This is a genomic window from Nocardia sp. NPDC047654 (assembly GCF_043205035.1).
Classification (GTDB): Bacteria; Actinomycetota; Actinomycetes; order Mycobacteriales; family Mycobacteriaceae; genus Nocardia.
Genome location: NZ_JBIDDF010000002.1, coordinates 995,106 through 1,013,018, shown reverse-complemented (window position 1 = coordinate 1,013,018; position 17,913 = coordinate 995,106). Strand labels below are relative to the sequence as shown.

22 protein-coding genes are annotated in these 17,913 nt (G+C 69.8%); 5 read left to right on the top strand and 17 right to left on the bottom strand.

The window, feature by feature from the left end; all coding sequences use genetic code 11:
* Window positions 1-15 precede the first annotated feature (15 nt).
* Window positions 16-402, top strand: coding sequence for a hypothetical protein (locus ACGF7Y_RS13180; protein WP_040870371.1), 387 nt, complete (start codon window positions 16-18; stop codon window positions 400-402).
* A 21-nt stretch (window positions 403-423) separates the two neighbouring features.
* Here ACGF7Y_RS13180 and ACGF7Y_RS13175 read toward each other — a convergent pair whose 3' ends face one another.
* The 6 genes from ACGF7Y_RS13175 to hemB form a co-directional block, all read right to left on the bottom strand.
* Entirely contained in the window at window positions 424-645 is a 222-nt protein-coding gene (locus ACGF7Y_RS13175; protein WP_357034484.1) for a hypothetical protein, read from the bottom strand.
* A 169-nt stretch (window positions 646-814) separates the two neighbouring features.
* Entirely contained in the window at window positions 815-1,045 is a 231-nt protein-coding gene (locus ACGF7Y_RS13170) for a hypothetical protein (protein WP_393232938.1), read from the bottom strand.
* A 57-nt stretch (window positions 1,046-1,102) separates the two neighbouring features.
* Window positions 1,103-1,363 (bottom strand): hypothetical protein, encoded by a 261-nt coding sequence (locus ACGF7Y_RS13165; RefSeq protein WP_393232935.1) that lies wholly within the window; start codon window positions 1,361-1,363, stop codon window positions 1,103-1,105.
* Window positions 1,360-1,842: a hypothetical protein gene (locus ACGF7Y_RS13160; protein ID WP_062968217.1), complete on the bottom strand. Its 483-nt coding sequence runs from the start codon at window positions 1,840-1,842 to the stop codon at window positions 1,360-1,362. Before ACGF7Y_RS13160 ends, ACGF7Y_RS13165 begins: the two co-directional genes overlap by 4 nt.
* A 315-nt stretch (window positions 1,843-2,157) precedes the next feature.
* Window positions 2,158-2,673: a hypothetical protein gene (locus ACGF7Y_RS13155; protein WP_393232932.1), complete on the bottom strand. Its 516-nt coding sequence runs from the start codon at window positions 2,671-2,673 to the stop codon at window positions 2,158-2,160.
* Between the two features lie 5 nt (window positions 2,674-2,678).
* Entirely contained in the window at window positions 2,679-3,656 is a 978-nt protein-coding gene (hemB, locus tag ACGF7Y_RS13150; protein WP_393232929.1) for a porphobilinogen synthase, read from the bottom strand.
* Between the two features lie 182 nt (window positions 3,657-3,838).
* Between hemB and ACGF7Y_RS13145 the strand changes: the two genes are divergently transcribed.
* The 3 genes from ACGF7Y_RS13145 to ACGF7Y_RS13135 all read left to right on the top strand — a co-directional run bounded on the left by ACGF7Y_RS13145 (window position 3,839) and on the right by ACGF7Y_RS13135 (window position 5,866).
* The gene (locus tag ACGF7Y_RS13145) at window positions 3,839-4,624 is read left to right on the top strand and encodes a hypothetical protein (protein WP_393232927.1); all 786 of its coding nucleotides are present in this window, start codon (window positions 3,839-3,841) and stop codon (window positions 4,622-4,624) included.
* Window positions 4,625-4,669: 45 nt separating this feature from the next.
* Window positions 4,670-5,479 (top strand): tetratricopeptide repeat protein, encoded by an 810-nt coding sequence (locus ACGF7Y_RS13140; RefSeq protein ID WP_393232924.1) that lies wholly within the window; start codon window positions 4,670-4,672, stop codon window positions 5,477-5,479.
* A 114-nt stretch (window positions 5,480-5,593) separates the two neighbouring features.
* On the top strand, window positions 5,594-5,866 hold the full coding sequence (locus ACGF7Y_RS13135) for a hypothetical protein (protein WP_040870381.1): 273 nt from the start codon (window positions 5,594-5,596) through the stop codon (window positions 5,864-5,866).
* A gap of 450 nt (window positions 5,867-6,316) precedes the next feature.
* Here ACGF7Y_RS13135 and ACGF7Y_RS13130 read toward each other — a convergent pair whose 3' ends face one another.
* The 5 genes from ACGF7Y_RS13130 to ACGF7Y_RS13110 form a co-directional block, all read right to left on the bottom strand.
* Window positions 6,317-7,879 (bottom strand): bifunctional uroporphyrinogen-III C-methyltransferase/uroporphyrinogen-III synthase, encoded by a 1,563-nt coding sequence (locus ACGF7Y_RS13130; RefSeq protein ID WP_040870383.1) that lies wholly within the window; start codon window positions 7,877-7,879, stop codon window positions 6,317-6,319.
* Between the two features lie 61 nt (window positions 7,880-7,940).
* Window positions 7,941-8,996, bottom strand: coding sequence for a hydroxymethylbilane synthase (gene hemC, locus ACGF7Y_RS13125; protein ID WP_357131122.1), 1,056 nt, complete (start codon window positions 8,994-8,996; stop codon window positions 7,941-7,943).
* The gene (locus ACGF7Y_RS13120; RefSeq protein ID WP_393232921.1) at window positions 8,993-10,435 is read right to left on the bottom strand and encodes a glutamyl-tRNA reductase; all 1,443 of its coding nucleotides are present in this window, start codon (window positions 10,433-10,435) and stop codon (window positions 8,993-8,995) included. Before ACGF7Y_RS13120 ends, hemC begins: the two co-directional genes overlap by 4 nt.
* Before the next feature lie 70 nt (window positions 10,436-10,505).
* Window positions 10,506-11,351 carry a redox-sensing transcriptional repressor Rex gene (locus tag ACGF7Y_RS13115; RefSeq protein ID WP_393232918.1) on the bottom strand — a complete coding sequence of 282 codons (846 nt, stop codon included), beginning with the start codon at window positions 11,349-11,351 and terminating at the stop codon, window positions 10,506-10,508.
* A gap of 239 nt (window positions 11,352-11,590) precedes the next feature.
* Window positions 11,591-11,851, bottom strand: coding sequence for a glutaredoxin family protein (locus ACGF7Y_RS13110; RefSeq protein ID WP_062968198.1), 261 nt, complete (start codon window positions 11,849-11,851; stop codon window positions 11,591-11,593).
* A gap of 222 nt (window positions 11,852-12,073) precedes the next feature.
* Between ACGF7Y_RS13110 and ACGF7Y_RS13105 the strand changes: the two genes are divergently transcribed.
* A complete protein-coding gene (locus tag ACGF7Y_RS13105) occupies window positions 12,074-13,018 on the top strand; it encodes an HAD family hydrolase (RefSeq protein ID WP_393233170.1) in 945 nt (314 codons plus the stop codon).
* A 6-nt stretch (window positions 13,019-13,024) separates the two neighbouring features.
* On the opposite strand, the gene ACGF7Y_RS13100 is transcribed toward ACGF7Y_RS13105, so the two are convergent.
* The 6 genes from ACGF7Y_RS13100 to ACGF7Y_RS13075 form a co-directional block, all read right to left on the bottom strand.
* Window positions 13,025-14,032, bottom strand: a complete 1,008-nt coding sequence (locus ACGF7Y_RS13100; RefSeq protein ID WP_393232915.1) for a lysophospholipid acyltransferase family protein — start codon at window positions 14,030-14,032, stop codon at window positions 13,025-13,027.
* On the bottom strand, window positions 14,029-15,102 hold the full coding sequence (locus tag ACGF7Y_RS13095; RefSeq protein WP_393232912.1) for an NAD-dependent epimerase/dehydratase family protein: 1,074 nt from the start codon (window positions 15,100-15,102) through the stop codon (window positions 14,029-14,031). The genes ACGF7Y_RS13100 and ACGF7Y_RS13095 overlap by 4 nt, the downstream gene beginning before the upstream one ends.
* 208 nt (window positions 15,103-15,310) lie before the next feature.
* Window positions 15,311-15,412, bottom strand: a complete 102-nt coding sequence (locus tag ACGF7Y_RS13090; RefSeq protein WP_003402602.1) for a 30S ribosomal protein bS22 — start codon at window positions 15,410-15,412, stop codon at window positions 15,311-15,313.
* Between the two features lie 226 nt (window positions 15,413-15,638).
* Complete coding sequence (locus ACGF7Y_RS13085) at window positions 15,639-15,941, bottom strand: helix-turn-helix domain-containing protein (protein ID WP_371855955.1); 303 nt, start codon at window positions 15,939-15,941, stop codon at window positions 15,639-15,641.
* 145 nt (window positions 15,942-16,086) lie between these two features.
* Window positions 16,087-16,905: a pyrroline-5-carboxylate reductase gene (gene proC, locus ACGF7Y_RS13080; RefSeq protein WP_393232906.1), complete on the bottom strand. Its 819-nt coding sequence runs from the start codon at window positions 16,903-16,905 to the stop codon at window positions 16,087-16,089.
* A gap of 32 nt (window positions 16,906-16,937) precedes the next feature.
* The gene (locus tag ACGF7Y_RS13075) at window positions 16,938-17,825 is read right to left on the bottom strand and encodes a thioesterase family protein (protein WP_393232903.1); all 888 of its coding nucleotides are present in this window, start codon (window positions 17,823-17,825) and stop codon (window positions 16,938-16,940) included.
* Between the last annotated feature and the right edge of the window lie 88 nt (window positions 17,826-17,913).

The window sequence follows — 17,913 nt, the reverse complement described above, 5'->3', positions numbered from 1 at the left end:
TTCGGGAGGGTCTGCATGCGGATTGCCATCGTCAGCGTGGGTGTGCTCGCCGTCGTCGCGGGAGCCGCCGTGACTCTCGGGGCCGGGTCCGCCGCCGCGCAGCCGTTCGATCAACTCGACCAGGCGCGGCTGGCCGTCCCGCTGGACCACACGGCGACCACCATGCTGGCGGGCGGACCGATCCCGGCGCTGGTCACCATGGTCGTCCCGCCGAACCGGATCGGCGCCGGGCTGAAGGACGACTCGGCGATCTACCGCGATGATCGCGGCGCGGTGCACGCCACCCTGCGCCAAGTGGTCCTGGAGGCCGCAGGCCATCCGGACGGGACGGTCACCGTCTATCTCAACGCTCCCGGCGCCCGCAACGGCCGGGTGCTGGACATCTACCAGCACTGGAACTGAGCGGGCGCCGCGACGCCGCCGTCAGGCGTACATGCACGGGACCTGCGCCGACATGGTGTGCAGGAAGCACATGAACCCGTTATAAGGGCCCGCCGAACCCGAATCCGGCACGAGAATCGGCGCGTCGACCGGGTTCGCGTCCTCCAGGGGCAACCCCGGGTTCGCGCCCGCGGGCGCGGCCCCGATTCCGAGGGCGGCAGCCACGGCAAACGCGGCACAGATCTTCACGGCGAACCGGTTCATCAAACACTTTCCTTCATTGACGCGCGTTCCAACTACGGCCGAAATATTAACGGCCCCAGAGCCATTCCAGCCAAAGCGCACAGTCGGCAGGCGTCGGGCAGCGGACGGAGCGCGGTTGCACGGTAACTCGCTCGCGCGCCGTCCGCAGCGGTTCGCAGGCAATCCGTGGCTACGTGAGACCCAGGCAGAACTTGGCGAACCCGGTGGTCACCAGGCACGCCAACGGCGTGGGTAGCAAATGCAGCAACGGTGCGGGCGGAGTAGCGGCGAAGACCGGTGTCGCCGGAACAGGCGTTCCGGGAACGGCTTCGGCGGACGCGGTGGCGGGTACGGCCGCGGCCGCGCCGATCACACCGGCCGCCACCGCACCGAAAAGTGTTCGCTGGACAGTTGGTTTCATGTCCGTGGCGTTCCCGCGTTCCGCGAGGTCAAACGGCCGCAGACGAACTCGCGCCGATCAGCCGCCGGTCGCGGCGCCACGGCGACCGCGCCACAGCCGGGCCCCGGCGTCGATGGCGAGCACACCGGCCACCGCGACGAGCAACGTGGCCAGCAGCCACCAAGGGCCCGCGTAGCGGGTGGCGGTGAAACCCGGGGCGTCGCCGGCCGGCGCGAAGTCGGTGGTGCGCACGCCTGCGCGCGCGCTCAGCGCCGCCGCGATCAGGGCGAGCACGAACAGATCCAGTTCCACGAGCACCGCGACGATCCAGCGCCTCATCGGTCCACTCCGTCCGAACTGCGCTGGACGGCTTCGGTCAACGCCGTTCGCAGCGCCTTGTGATCTCTGGCCCATGCCTGCACGAGGCCGCCATCGGCCAGCCGCAGACCGATGCCGGTGCGGCGGCGGGGCACCCCGCTCAGCTCACCGAGCGCCCTGGCCGACTCCCAGTCCTCGTCGTCCCAGGAATCCTCGTCGCGCTCGGGAAGCACCTCCGCGATCGAGTCCAGCGGTAGCGACTCGGTGCCCGAACGCAGCGTCTCCTCGGTGAGCTCGACACTGACGTGCCGCTTGCCCGCGACAACCTGCAGGGCGACGAAACCCGCGATCAGCGCGGCGCAGAACACCAGGGCGAACCAGTGCACGGCACCGCCCGTGGCGAATTCGAGGACGAGAACGGCCAGGCACAGGATCGGGCCGTAGGCCACCGCGCGCCAGCGGGCGCCCGGTTCGGCGAACAAGACGGCGGCAGCGGTCACGCCGGGCCTCCCGCGGCAGCGCGCGCCGACACGGCGAGAAGTGAGATCAGCGACTCAGGCCGGGCAGCAACAGCACGGCGACGGTCAACACGGCGAACAGGATCAACAGACTCAAGACGGCCAGATCCCGCCGAATGCTGTGCGGCTGCTGGATCACCACTCGCATCGATGCCTCCGATCCTCCGGAGCCATCTGCCGAGTTCCCGCACGTAATACACGACAACGCATGACAAACGACTACCGGTTCCCACGTCCACTGTGACAACCCTCACCATACATGCCGGACTGTCTCGGACAAATTGGAAACGTGTTGCATCAGCGCCCGCCCGGCTGGAAGTACGCGGTGGAATCGGGCCGGTGGGACAGATAGATGGCGCCCACCGCCAGCACCGCCTGCACGATGGACGCGCCGCCCGCGACGAGCGAAGCCGTCCCGGCCACCGCCTCGATCGCCAGCAGGGCGCCGACGCCGATCACCACCACCCAGGCGCCGAGCACCGTCAGCACGGTGCGCGCCCATGGCTTGCCGCGCCCGAACTGGTGCACGATCACCGACACCAGCGCCGCGACGCCCAGCCCGATCAGCACCACGACGACGTAGACCAGCGACACCATCAATTCCGCGCTGGCCATCGTGACCTGCGGATCCTGCACCCTGGCCTGCTCGAAGACCTCTTCGGCGAACGTGCGCCGCTGATCCAGCGCGGCGATGATCGAGGCGATCAACTGCACGACGCCGAATCCGATAACACCCCACCACAGCTGCCGCGCGGTACCGACGTCCTCCGGCATCGGGGGCCGGGCCGGGCCAGCGGCGAACGGTCCCGCCATGTTCGTCACGACAGCCAGTTCGCGGCCTCGGTCGCCCAGTACGTGAGCACGATATCCGCGCCCGCGCGGCGGATACTCATCAGTGACTCGAGGACAGCGCCGCGGCGGTCGATCCAGCCGCGCTCGGCGGCGGCGGTGATCATCGCGTACTCACCGGATATCTGATAGGCGGCGACCGGGACCGTCGTGCGATCGGCGACCTCGCGCAGGATGTCCAGATACGACATGGCCGGCTTCACCATGACGATGTCCGCACCCTCGGCCAGGTCCAATTCCAGTTCGCGGATCGCCTCGCGGCGATTGGCCGGGTCCTGCTGGTAGGTGCGCCGGTCGCCTTCCAGCGAGGAGCCGACGGCCTCCCGGAACGGGCCGTAGAACGCCGAGGCGTATTTCGCGGAGTAGGCCAGGATGCCGGTGTCGATGCGTCCGGCCGCGTCCAGGCCGCGCCGGATCGCGCCGACTTGGCCGTCCATCATGCCGCTGGTGCCGAGCAGGTCGGCGCCCGCCTCGGCCTGGGCCAGCGCCATCTCGACGTAGCGGTCCAGCGTCGCGTCGTTGTCGACCGTGCCGTCGGCGGCGAGCACGCCGCAGTGGCCGTGGTCGGTGAACTCGTCCAGGCAGGTGTCCGCCATGATCACGGTCGAGTCGCCCACCTCGTCGGCGAGCGCGCGCAGGCCGCGGTTGAGAATGCCGCGCGGGTCACCGGCGGCGCTGCCGACGGCGTCCTTGTCCTCCGGGCGCGGCACGCCGAAGAGCATGATGCCGCCCACACCGGCCGTGACGGCCTCGACGGCCGTCTTGCGCAGCGAGTCGAGCGAGTGCTGCACCACGCCCGGCATCGAACCGATCGGGCGCGGTTCCGCCAAGCCGTCGGCCACGAACATCGGTAGTACCAATTGTCGTGGTTCGAGTGTCGTTTCGGCCACGAGACGACGCAAAGCCGGGGTGCGGCGCAACCGCCGTGGGCGGTCCATTCCGGTCATGAATCGCACGATACGCCCGGCGTGATCGGCTGTCGCGAGCGCCCGTCGCCCGCTTACGGCCCCCGGCCCGTTACGCGGCGATCGGCCTTGTCATCCGACTGATAACGGTGTGTGAAATCACACCTCGCACCGCGCGCGGAGGCGCATACTCCGACTAGGGGCGAGACCCGCTGGGGGACAGCATGACCGATCCGCACATCGACATCTCGCTGGCCAGAGCCGCCGACTTCGAGTCGTGGGTGGCGGTACTGCTGTCGGACTGGTGGCCGGTACTGACCGACGGTCTGCCCCCGCCCGCGTCCGCACTGCGAACCTGGCGCGCCACCGATGCCACGGGGCAGAACTTCAGCGTGGAGTTCCTCGCCCGGCAATCGGCCGCGTCCGGGGTGATGCCTTGCGCGCACGTGGCCTGTCCCAGCCTCGGCATCCGTCCCGACGAGCACGAGTGGGTGCGCAGCCGCGGTACGCACCTGGTCGGCGGCACCGAGGACGCCACGGTGCAGCTGCGGTTCTCCGACACCGCCCGCAGCGTCTTCCTGCGCTTGCGGAGCAGGCCCTGCCGGGTGCTGGAAGAGGCGGGCCGACTGCTGCGCCCCGGGGCGGAGATCAGCCTGCGGTTCCCCTGCACCACTTCGGGGCCGCTGGACGTGCGGGTGGCCCGCAACAGCGCACGGCACTTGCTCGCCGAGCACAGCGCACGCCATGCCACCCCGGCCGACCCCTTGCAGCTCGGTCCGCCACAGCGGGTCGCCGATATCGGCTGGGCCTTCATCTTCCCGTGGTCGACCACATCCTGGTACCTCGACGGCTCCGTTCCCACGCTTCCGCCGGGCAGCCGAGGGCCGATCGTGGTCGTCAAGGACACCGGACACACCTGGCTGCTGGACAGCCTCCGCAACTACGACGCGCAGCTGGCCGCGTACGCGCGGGCGAACGGGTACCGCGCCCCGCTCCAACAGGCGCGATGATGGACAGCGTGGAATTCGCGGAGTCCCGCGAGGCGGGGTGCTGAGATGACCGAGCGACCGAACGAGGTCGAACTGCTCGCCATGCAACGACGCGCCGAAGCGCTGTGGGACGCGGGCGACGCGGCGGGCGCCGAACACTGGCTGCGCCGGGCCGCCGCGGGTGGCAGCGCGCCCGCCATGGGAATGCTCGGCGCCCTGCTGGGGGCCGACGGCCGGATCGGCGAGGGGATCAGCTGGCTGGAGACCGCCGCCGCGCGCGGGAACGAGGCGGCGGGGATGCAGCTGGGCCTGCTGCACACCGAGCGCGGGAATCTGGACGAGGCCGAGCGCTGGCTGCGGCCCGCGGCCGAGCGCGGATTGCCCGAAGCTCTCTGCAACATGGGCGTACTCGCGAATCGGCGCGGCCGCGACGAAGAGGCCGAGCAGTGGTACGAACGAGCGGTTCGTGCCGGAAACCCGACGGCCATGCGCAGCCTGGGCCTGCACCTGGCGCGTCGCGGCGAATTCGACCGTGCGATCGACCTGCTCACCGAGGCCGCGCGCCGCGGAAGAACCGATGCGATGGCGGTGCTGGGCGCGCTGCACCTGGACCGTGGCGACCGAACCGAGGGTGAGCGGTGGCTGCGCAAGGGCGCCGAGGCGGATGACCCCGACTCGATGTTCCATCTCGCACTATTGCTGCGCGCGGCCAACACGCCTTACCTGGCAGGCGATTTCACCGACCCCGAGGTGCTGCGAACCGCCGCCGCCATCGCGACCGGGCGCACACCGGCGCAGCGGGAAGCTCGGCGGTGGCTGGAACGCGCGGCCGCGCTGGGCCATCCGCAGTCGCTGCGGCTGTTGCACGATCTGTGAGCCGTCGGCCGAGCGAAAGCCCTTGTGGCCTGCGAACTTTGTCGGTGCCCCCGGGTAGAATCGAAGGTACGTTCGAGGGGGCTTCCGCCCCCGATCGCCACGGGAGGGATGCCAATGCGCACACCACAAACCGTTCTCATCGATCGCCCCTATGCTCCGCTGGAGAAGCGCAGGCTGCCCGCGGGCCGTCCGCGGGCGTGGTATGTCCTGCACAACCGGCGGCTGAAGGCGATGCGCCTGGCGATCGCGCTGCTCGACTCCGGCGTCTACGCCCCGAGTTATGCCACGAACAAGCGAATCAGGCACACCGCCGAGGTGATCGGCATCCGACCTCCGTCCGACGCGACCTGCTCCATGGTCCGCACCTTGATGCGCAAGCGGTACTGAGCGCCGATCACTCGTTCCGGCTCGCGGTCGCGAAGGCGGTATCGCAGCGCGCCTTCGCGACCGCGCACGAACGAAAAGGCGACCATCTCGGTGCCCGGAAATCTTTCGGGCGCACAGTCAGCGAACGGCACGAGCCCACATCACGATGCAGGTCGTAACGCGCCGAACGATATCGACCACCTCGCCCGCGCACCTGGCAGCGAGACCGAGCATCCGTCTTGCGGCCCAGCATGTAAACGCGGCCGCCAGTCGGAACCCGCCCTACGCGGCCAGACCGGCGAGCTCTGGTCCGGAGCGATCGTCCTTACGCGCCCAGCACACCCCAACCACTTCTTTCGAGCGAAGCGAGACCGAGCACGCGCCGTTCGCGGCCCGGCTCGCGGCCGCTCGGACGCGAGCCACAAAAGGGCCGCGAACACGCCGCGACGAAGTCGCGGCAATCGAACACAGCTACCTACTGCGGCGGCTCTTCTTCCGCGGAGGCGGCAGGAGGCCTTCGGCGCGCAGCCGGGCCGCGTGCTCGGCCAGCGCTTCGACCAGGGGACCGACCTGGGCCACCTCGGGCTGCACGTCCACGCGCAGGCCGAATTCGATGGCGGTCTCGGCGGTCTTGGGGCCGATGCACGCCACGATGGTGCGCGCGTGCGGCTTGCCCGCGATGCCCACCAGGTTGCGCACCGTGGACGACGAGGTGAACAGGACCGCGTCGAAGCCGCCGGTCTTGATCATCTCGCGGGTCTCCGCGGGCGGCGGCGAGGCGCGCACCGTGCGGTAGGCCGTCACGTCATCGATCTCCCAGCCGCGGTCGCGCAGGCCCTCGGCCAGCGTCTCGGTGGCGATGTCGGCGCGCGGCAGCAGCACCCGGTTCACCGGGTCGAACACGTCGTCGTAGGGCGGGAAGTCGGCCAGCAGCCCCTCGGAGGACTGCTCGCCGCTGGGCACCAGTTCCGGGTTGATGCCGAACGACCGCACCTTCTCCGCGGTGGCCTCGCCCACGCAGGCGATCTTCACGCCGGAGAACGCCCGCGCGTCCAGGCCGAACTCGGCGAACTTCTCCCAGACCGCGCGCACCGCGTTGGTGGAGGTGAACACCACCCACTGGTAGCGCCCGTCGACCAAACCCTTGACCGCGCGCTCCATCTGGGCGGGGCTGCGCGGTGGCTCGACCGCGATGGTCGGCACCTCCATCGGGATGGCGCCGTGCGTCACGAGCCGTTCGCTCATCTCCGCGGCCTGATCCTTGGTGCGCGGCACCAGCACGGTCCAGCCGTACAGCGCGCGCGACTCCCACCAGGACATCTTCGACCGGTGCGCGACCACCTTGCCGATGGTCACCACCAGCGGGCCGACCAGTTCCGAGGCGGCGCTGTTCAGCGTGGCCAGGGTGGCTTCGATGGTGCGCTGCTGACGGGTGGTGCCCCGCACCGTCACCGCGACCGGCGTCTGCGGCGCCATGCCGTGCTCGACCAGGGCGCTCGCGGTCTCGGCGAGATGCCCGGAGGTCGCGTGCAGCACGAGCGGGCCGGGGGCGGCCGCGAGCGCGGCCCAGTCGACCTCGCCGCGCACGTCCGCCTCGGTGTGCCCGGAACCAAGTGCGATGCCCGCGTAGCTGGGCACCGCGGAGCCGTTGGGCAGGCCGGGCAGCACCTCGAAGACCATGTGCGACCTGGTGACGGCGTTGACTTCGGCGATCACCGAGTCGGTGGTCAGGGGGTCGCCCGCGACCACACGCACCACGTCGTGCCCGGCGCGCGCTTCGGCGATCAGTGTCTTGGCCACCTCGGCGGGCTCGCCGAGCGCGGGCCGCACGTCGACGGGACGTTCCCCGTCCGGCCCCGGCTCGACCGAGGTGCCGATCAGGGCGAGCACGCCCTTGTCGACGTCCGGGTCGGTGAACGCCAGCGTGGCCCGTCCGATCACCTCACGTGCCCGGACGGTGAGCAGCGCCGGGTCACCAGGACCCGATCCGACGAAAAGGATGCGACCGGGGTGCTTCTTCGTGGCTCGGCTCATGCCTGCACCTCGCTTGCGCTCGGCTCCGGCATACCCGAGGGCACGGTGCCTGTGCTTCCGCTCATCGGCTGTTCTCCATTGGGCTGGGGTTGGGCAAGTCTGTGGCGGGCGAACTCACCGCCCGGGTGGGGGAACCGTCGTCCGGTTCGGCGGCGAGCAACTCGCGCGCACCCATGTCGAGCAACTCGCGGGCAAGCGCACGGCCGAGTTCCTCCGCGTCGGCCGGGGCGCCGACCACCGAGGCCCGCAGCACGTCGGATCCGTCGACGGCGGCCGCGCAGGCGCGCAGCGACAGCTCGTCCACGATCCGCCCGTCGTCGTCGAGCGATTCGACCACTTCGGCGAGCGCGCCGATCGGCGCGGTGCAGCCCGCCTCCAGTTCGGCCAGCAGTGACCGCTCCGCGACGACCGACGCGCGGGTGGCCGCGTCGTCCAGTCCGGAGAGGATCTCCACCAGCGCGGCGTGGTCGCTGCGGCATTCCACCGCGAGCGCACCCTGAGCGGGCGCCGACAGCATCTGCACCGGCTCCAAGGCCTCGGTGACCGCGTCCAGCCGGTCGATGCGCGCCAGTCCGGCTCTGGCCACCACCACGGCGTCCAGCTCGCCCTCGCTGACCTTGCGCAACCGGGTGTCCAGGTTGCCGCGCAACGGGACGACATCCAGGCCGAGCCCGAGCGCCCGCAGCTGCGCGGCGCGGCGCGGCGCGGAGGTGCCCACCTTGGCACCGGCGGGCAGCTCGCCGAGCACCAGCCCGTCGCGTGCGACCAGTGCGTCGCGCGGGTCCTCCCTGGGCGGGATCGCGGCGATGGTGAAGCGCGGGTCCTGCGCGGTGGGCAGATCCTTGTAGGAGTGCACGGCGATGTCGATCGCGCCCGCCGCCAGCTCGTCGCGGAGCGCGGAGGTGAACACGCCGACGCCGATCTTCTGCACCGGGTCCGACGACAGGTCGCCTGCGGTCTTGATGACGACCAGCTCGGCCGGCTGCCCGGCCGCGATCAGCGCGTCGCGCACCGTGCCCGCCTGGGTGAGCGCGAGCAGGCTCCCCCGGGTGCCGATCCGCCACGGGGTACGGGTGCCCTCCGCGGTCGCGTTGTCTTCTCGGTGCACCATGGTCATGCCGTCTGCCCCTGTTCCTCGCCGCGATGGCCTGCGGTGAAGTCGTCGGCCAGCGCGATCTCCGCGTCGGCCGTTGTGATCTCCGCATGATCTCCGGCGAGCGCGGTGATCTCCATCGGCGCGGCGACCGCTTGGGCCGCACCTGGTTTGAGTTCGAACAATTCGCGCAGCGCTTCGGCGTAGCTGTCGCCGCCCGGCGTGGACGCGAGCTGCTTGACCCGCACCGTCGGCGCGTGCAGCAGCTTGTCGACCACCCGGCGCACCGTGCGCGCGACCTCGTCGCGTTCCGGGTCGGCCAGGCCGGGCAACCGCGAATCCAGCCGGAGGAGTTCGGCCTCGACCACCTCAGCGGCGCGCTGGCGCAGCGCCGCCACCGTCGGGGTGACCTCGGCCATCCGCTGACCGGCAAGGTATTTGGCCAATTCGTCGGCCACGATCGACCGCGCGGCCGCGGTGTCGCCTGCGGCGGCGCCCGCCGCCGGATCGCGTTGCAATGTCTCGATATCGATGAGCGTGACGCCGGGCAGTCCGGCCACGGCGTGCTCGACATCGCGCGGCAAGCCGAGATCGCAGAACACCAACGGCCGCTCCACGGTGGCGAATTCCTCGCCGCGCTCGCGCTCGGTGAGCGCGCGGTGGGTGTCGGCGAGCGTCACGACCGTGCCGACCGCACCGGTGCAGGTGACCACCACGTCGGACGCGGCCATCGCCTCGGTGAGCCGCGACAGCTCCACGGCCTCGGCCTCGACGCCGTGCGTTCGCGCGGTCTCCGCGAGTCTGCGCGCCCGCGCGAGAGTGCGGTTCACCACGATGATCCGGCCGATCCCGGCGCGCGAGAGATGCGCGACCGCGAGACCTCCCATGGCGCCCGCTCCGACGACCGCGGCGGTCCGGCCGGCCAGCGGGCCGAGTACCTGCTGCGCGCGATCGAGCGCCACCGAAACCACCGACGCGCCCGCGCGATCGATGCCGGTTTCGGAGTGCACCCGCTTGCCGACCCGCAGCGCGTGCTGCGCCAGTTCGTGCAGGGTCCGCCCGACCGCCTGCTGCGCGTCGGCGGAGGCGTAGGCGCCGCGGATCTGGCTGAGCACCTGCTGCTCGCCGACCACCATCGAGTCCAATCCACTGGCCACGGCGAACAGATGCTCGGCGGCGGCCTCGGAGTAACGGACGTAGGCGTGCTTGGTCAGATCGGGCATCGGCAGGCCGGAGTGCTTGGTCAGCAGGTCGCCGATCTCGGCGAGCCCGCCGTGGAAGGCGTCGACCACCGCGTAGACCTCCACCCGGTTGCAGGTGGAGACGATCATCGCCTCGGACACGTGGCTGGAGGAGATCAGGCGGTCGATCAGTTTCGGCCGGTCGGCATCGGTGACGGCCACCTTCTCCAGGACCGGGACCGGCGCGCTGCGGTGCGAGATGCCGACGAGGAGAACGCTCATGCCGCCACCGTCCCGGCACGGGCGGGACCAACCGCCGTGCTGTGCTGCATGATTCGCTCGCTGCGCTCACTCATGGTGTGACCACCGATCCCTTGCTGCTTGGCTCCGTTGCCGTATGCGAGGTTGCCGTATGCGGGGTTGCCGAGTGCTGGAGCGCCGGGTGCGCGGGCGCCGCGTGCGGCGTCGGCAGACGGTGCGCGATGCGCCCCGACCCGGCGTGCGCGACCTCCGGCAGCGGGGGCTGCTCGGCGTTGCGTACCCGTTCGAACGAGAGCATCTGCATCTCGACGGCCAGGTCGACGCGACGGACCTCGACCGTCGCCGGTGCGACCAGCTCGCAGGGGGCGAAGCTCAGAATCGACTGCAGTCCGGACGCGACGAGCCGGTCGCACACGTCCTGGGCGGCATCGTCGGGCACGGTGATGACCGCGATGGTCGGCTTCAGATCGGCGACCGCGGCCGCCAGCTCGGTGACGTCACGCACCACCAGGCCTGCGACCGGTATGCCGATCACGCCGGGGTCGCTGTCGAAAATGCCGACCACCGTGAAACCGCGCCGTCGGAATCCGCCGTAGCCGACCAGGGCGCGGCCCAGGTTCCCCGCGCCGACCAGCACGACACGGTGGCCCTGGGACAGGCCGAGGACGCCCTCGATCCGGGCGCGGAGCTTGGCCACGTCGTAGCCGACGCCGCGAACACCGTTGGGGCCGAGGAAGGACAGATCCTTGCGCAATTTGGCCGAATTGACACCCGCCGCGACAGCCAGTTCCTCACTAGATACGATGGCAACACCGTCGTCGGCCAACATGGCGAGGACCCGGAGGTAGGTAGCCAGCCGCGCGACGGTGGCCTGCGGGATGTCCTTCTGCAGAGCCCTGCCGGAGACGCCACCTGGCGCCTCATGCTGCTCTGTCACGTCGTCGGCTCCTCGTCCCGGGCCTCGGGCTCCGGTTCGTCGCTCGACCCCGCTGACCCGGGGACGGTCCGGTGCCATGGTGTCGAAGTTTCGGATTTCGGGGCGGCTCCGCAGCCTCGGCATGCGGGTCGCGTGCCACCACCGTAACTGCTTGTGAAGCCCTGCACAAAGTCGGTGAAATTGGCCTCATTTTCCGCCGCGACCAGCGCAGCGGCCGAATCGGACGGAAAACGGGGTACTCAGCGCTTCAGGTCCGCCCGCAATCGGGTCTCGTCGACATCGAAATAGCTGTGTTCGCGGCCGTCGAGCAGAACGACGGGAAGCCGGTCGCCGTACTCCGCGCGCAGGCCAGGGTCGGTAGCGGCGGCTTCGTCGACGTCGACGGTCCCCGGTTCGATACCGAATTCGGCGCAGATCACGCTCAGCTGTCGCAGTGCGGTCGCACACAGCCCGCACCCCGCGCGAGTCAGCAATGTCACCGAATGTGTGTGATTGGTCATGACCGAAATTTAATCCGGGGCCGAACACCGCGAGGGCTCGGTGTGCGCCACGCGAATGTGTCGCGCGCCGCCTTCTGCCGTGACTGTCGCATGATCCGGCTACTGTTGACATGGTTCGCGCGACGGGCGGAGGTACTGGTGCCGGAACGATCGAAGGTGGCGAGGGCCGGATTCATCGCGGGACGATTCGGTGAGTTTCCGGCGCGGTGGAACCTGAGCCAGATGGGCCAGGGTCTGCAAGACCAGCTCGCCCGCATCTCGCGCAGCCCTTTCGGCCCGAGTGAAGAGGAATTGCGGGCCAATCTGGCCGGTGAGGCGAGCGCCGACGCGGCGCTGACCCTGCACGACGCGGAACTCGCCGCGGCCGAGGCGGAGCCCGGCATCGAGGCGCCGCGCGACCTGACCGCGGCGGCGTTCTTCGACGTCGACAACACCATGGTGCAGGGCGCATCCATCGTGCATTTCGCCCGCGGTCTGGCGGCGCGCAAGTACTTCAAGACCTCCGATCTGGTGGACGTCGCCTGGAAACAGGTGAAATTCCGGGTCACCGGCAAGGAGAACAGCACCGATATGGCCAGTGGCAAGGAGAAGGCGCTGGCGTTCATCGCCGGGCGCTCGACCGCCGAACTGGCCGCGCTCGGCGAGGAGATCTACGACGAGATCATCGCCGACAAGATCTGGCCCGGCACTCGCGCGCTCGCGCAGATGCATCTGGACGCGGGCCAGCAGGTGTGGCTGGTGACCGCGACCCCGGTGGAACTGGCGCAGGTGATCGCCAAGCGGCTCGGCCTCACCGGAGCGCTGGGCACCGTGGCCGAGAGCGTGGACGGGACGTTCACCGGGCGACTGGTCGGCGACATCCTGCACGGCCTGGGCAAAGCGCACGCGGTGCGCACGCTGGCGATCCGCGAGGGCCTGAACCTCAAGCGCTGCACCGCGTATTCCGACAGCCACAACGACGTGCCGATGCTCTCGCTGGTCGGCACCGCCGTGGCGATCAACCCGGACTCGGACCTACGCGAAGTCGCCAAGAACCGCGGCTGGGAGATCCGCGACTTCCGCACCGGCCGCAAGGCCGCGAAGATCGGCGTGCCCACCGCCCTCGCCCTCGGCGCGGCAGGTGGCGCCGTCGCCGCCGCCGTAACCCGCCGCCGCGAAGACCACTAGCAACCCCTACCCGGTGAATACGTTGCGGCGCTTGGTGAGCAGCTTGTAGAGCGTCTGCTGGATGGTCTCGCGTACCTGGTCGGTGACCTCGAACATGGTCATCGGGTCGTCGGCGGCCTCCGGCTCGTAGGGCGTGGTCGGGACGGGGGTGCCGAATTCGATGTACCACTTGGACGGCAGTGGTACCGCGCCGAGCGGGCCCAGGTGCGGGAACAGCGGCGTCACCGGGAAGTACGGGAGGCCGAGCAACCGGGCCAGCGGCTTGAGATCGGCCAGCTTCGGGTAGATCTCCTCGGAGCCGACGATCGAGCACGGGATGATCGGCACGCCGGTGCGCACCGCCGCGGCGACGAAGCCGCCCCGGCCGAAGCGTTGCAGCTTGTAGCGATCGGTGTACTGCTTGCCGACACCCTTGAACCCTTCCGGGAACACGCCGGTCAGCTCGCCGGAGCGCAGCAGTCGTTCGGCATCCTCCCGGCAGGCCAGGGTGTGGCCCGCGCGGCGCGCCAGCACACCGAGCACCGGCGTCTCGAAGATCAGGTCGGCCGCCAGCAAGCGCAGCGCGCGCTGCTTGGGGTGCCGGTCGTGTACGGCCAGCTGCAGCATCAGGCCGTCCAGCGGCACGGTGCCCGCGTGGTTGGCCACGATCAGCGCGCCACCCGCCTCCGGCAGGTTGTCGATCCCGCTGACCTCTACCCGGAACCACAGGTCCGACAGGGGGCGCAGGGCGGGCAGGATGACCGACTCGAGCAGGTGCTCGTCGAAACCGAATTCGTCGACCTGGTAGTCGCCGGTGAGCCTGCGGCGCGCGAAGTCCGCGGTCTTGGAGATCTGCTTGCCGAGCGCCCCGCGCAGCATCCCGGACAGCGACTGCGGCGCGGCGGGCGTCACCGCCGCGCGCCGCTCGACCAGCGAGGTCACCGGACTCGGAGCGGCCAGGCGGCGTGGCACCGGACGCTGGCGCGTCTCGATCTGCAGATCGTGGAGTTGGATGACTTTCGCTACGTCATTCATTGGTGTGCTCCCGTACCGGCCCCGAGCAGGCCGAGCAGTTTGTGTTCTGCGGCGTCGATCCACGCTGGATCGACTACGGGCCGCAACGCTGCGCCCCCGATGAAATCGTCGAACGCCTGCACCGTTGTCCAGCGCGGCACGAACTCGAGTTCGGTGCGCATGCGCGTGGTGTCCAGGCCACAGCCGAAGTGGAAATAGTCGAGCTGTTCGGCGGAGAACTCCCGCATCACCGGGCTCATGAGGAAACGACCCGCGGTGCGGAACATCGTGAAGGGAACGGGCAACTCGATCCGGCCCGCCCGCCGGACCGCCTGCGACAGCGTCAGCGCGCCGTCACCCGCAATGTTATACGTGCCACTGACTGTACGCCGGGCCGCGTGGGTCAGCGCGGCCACCGCGTCCTCCTCGTGCAGCAGCTGCATCCTGGCGTCCCGGCCGAATACGGTCGGGGTCACCGGCGAACGCAGATATTGCGCACCGCGGGCGGCCAGCCGCGGGCCCACGATCGGTGCGAATCGCAAAATCGACGTGGCGATATCGGGACGCCGCCGGGCGAGGCCGCGAACATAACCCTCTATATCGATCATGTCGCGCGCGAACCCTCCGCGCGGTGGCGTGCGGGCGCTCATTTCCTCGCTGAATTTCGCGGGATCCTTCGCACTGCACCCGTATACCGCCGACGAGGAGCGCAGCACCACCCGGCGCACCGAAGCCACCTTCTGGCACACCGCGAACAGTTGCATCGCGCCGAGGACGTTGTGATCCTTCATCACCGCGCGGCCGCCGCCCGCGGGCGGGCGGGTCAGCAGGGCGGTGTGCACCACGGTGTCCACCTCGCCACCATCGATCACCTTACGGATCAACGGGTTTCGGATGTCCGCTCGCACGAATTCGGCGCGGCCCATGCGCCGCTGCAACTCTCGACCGGGGGTCATCGTGTCGACGGCGAGAATGCGCTCGATCCCGGGATCCTGGGCGAGGCGTGCGACGACCGTGCCGCCGAAGAAGCGGCTGGCTCCAGTGACCAGCACTACCTTCGGCGCGTGTCCTTCCCGACCCTCAGAACCCACCGGCACCCTTTCCCTTGCCAGCCCGCCCTTGTGATTATTCCCAGTGCCCAGCGTAGCGGCTGCCTACCCGCTCACCGAGAGTATTAACCAGGATCTAACGATGACTTCAGTCACGTGATACAAATGGCGATTCCAAAATTTCAAATTTCAAACAAAAGGCCCGTCACCTATTGGTGACGGGCCCCTCGCAGCTAACACGCAGCGATGCCTACTTGCCGAGTTTGCGCCGCTGGACACGCGTGCGGCGAAGCAGCTTGCGGTGCTTCTTCTTCGACATGCGCTTGCGGCGCTTCTTGATCACAGAACCCATAGGGCTGTCCTCGCGTTCTCTCTACTCGGCGCGCACGCTGCCCGTGCGCGATTGCCGGACGTCCGTCCGCCCTGGCCCCGGCCGACGGGCCGGGGTCACTGGGCAAGCTCACGCCCCGTGTTCGCGCCGCCGGATACCACGAGGCAACGAACAGCGATGCCACCGGCGGGCGAACACGAACCGAGGGTCTATCGTACCGGCACGCCCCGCAGGTCTCGAAACCGCCTCATCCGGCGTCGAAATAGGACGTTTCCAGATAGTCGTGTACCGCCTTGGCGTGCACCCGGAACGATCGGCCGACGCGCACGGCGGGCAACTCGCCCGAGTGCACCAGCCGGTAGACCGTCATCTTGGACACCCGCATCAGACTCGCCACTTCGGCGACGGTGAGAAACTGGGTGCCGCCGCCGAGCACGGATTGCCCCTGCGTCGCGGCCTCACGCTGGGTACGGGAATTCCCCCGACCGCCCGCGGGACCGGAGCCGCCGGACGCTCCGGAATTCGCAGACATCTTGTTCGCAGACATCATTGCACCATTGACCTCCGGCACGTCCGCGCCACCGGCTTCCCCACCGGCGGAACAGACACGCACGTGCTCCTTGAAGCTTAGCGGGACCAGTGGTGTTACTGCGACGGGAGTGAGAAATCGGGTTTTCCGATTTCATACAGACCGGTCACTCCGCGGACGCGCCTTGTTCGACCGACCGTTGCTTGGCCGCGAAGAGCGCTTCCAGGAATGCCGAGCGTAGTCCTCCGCGCTCCAGCTCGCGGATCGCCGCGGCGGTGGTGCCCGCGGGCGAGGTGACCGCGGCGCGCAGTTCCGCGGCGGTCTGACCGGAGCCGTCCAGCAGGGCGGCCGAGCCGACCATGGTCTGCACGACGAGCTGGGTGGCCACATCCCTGGTGAGCCCCAGCCCGACGCCCGCGTCGACCATGGCCTCCACGACCAGGAAGAAATAGGCGGGCCCCGATCCGGACACGGCGGTGACCGCGTCCATCTGGCTCTCCGCCACCGTGACCACCTTGCCGACCGCGCCGAGGATCTCGGCGACCAGCTCCAGATGCTGGTCGCGCGCGTAGCGACCCGGCGCGATGACGCTCATCCCCTGCCCCACCAGCATCGGCGTATTCGGCATCACCCGCACCACCGGGAATCCGGCGGGCATCTTGCCCTCCAGCCGCGCGGTCGGCACACCGGCGGCCAGCGAGACCAGGACCTGATCGCGGTCGCTGCCGATCTCCGCCTTGCCCAGCGGCGCGAGCACGGCGTCCACATCGCCCGGTTTCACCGCGATCACCAGCAGATCCGCGCCGATGGCGGCATCGGCCAAGTCGTCGGTGACCCGGATCCCGAAGCGGTCGGCGAGCTGATGTGCCCGCTCCCGGTGGGTCTCCACGACGACCAGGTCCTTGGTCAGCCGCCCGGACTCCAGCAACCCGGCGACCAACGCCTCCCCGATGCGCCCGCCACCGATCACCGCAATTCTCGTCATGGGGCTCAAGGCTAGACGGCGCGCGCCGGGGCTCAGCGCTGGGGAACGAGCGCCAGCTGACGACTCTGCGCGACGACCGCGCCGGTCGAGTCGAGCACCAGCTGGTCCTCATCGAACATGCGGCCGCCCACCTCATGCGTGGTCGCGATGATCCGCAGCCAGCCCGGCGCGGGCCTGCGACGCAGGTAGGTGGTCATCTGCACGGTGGGGGCCCAGCCGAAGTGACCGAGGTTCATCGGCACCGGCGGACTCATGTCGGCGCTCATCATGGCGAAGTACATCGCGACGTCGGGGTCCTGTTCGTCGCCCGGCCTCGGGCGCATCCACATGCGCAGCCGCGGCTCGCCCTTCGCGCCATCGAGGAAGCGGGCCCACTCGCGGTCGAGATGGATCTCGGCGCCGCGGCCGACGTGCACGATGTCACCCATCGTGGAGCCGGGCTCATAGCCGACGGCGTCGGCAGGCGGCTGCTCGGGCATGTCGGAATGCTCCGGCGCGTAGATCGGGTCGGCGTCGTCGAGGCGGCTGAACGTCAGCGCCGTGCGCACCAGGACGCGACCGTCCTGGACGAGGTCGGTGTCGGCCAGGCAGATCTGTCGACCGATCTTGCGAACCCGCACCTCGTACTCGACCTCGCCGGGGTTCGGGGCGCCGAGGAAATCGGAACTGGCGGCGATCGGCGCCATGCCGACCAGCGCGGGATCGGACGCACGCAGCCAATTCGTCGCCGCTGCCGCGCTCGCGGCGACCATCGTCCCGCCGTGCACCTTCGGGCCGATGGTCCAGATGTCGTCGATGATGCCCAGATAGCGACCGGTTCCCGGGGCGGTGGGCGGCACCTCTTCCAGCGCGCACACCCGGCTGAACGGTGCGTCGGTCGTGGCCGCCGGGCCGAAATCGGCCGTCAGCTCCGTCGTCATCCTCACTCCTGTCCTCCGTCGACCCCACCCGATGGCGGCATTCGCGGCCACGTAGCCGGACTGCCGCCGAGGGGTTCGTACAGCGTAC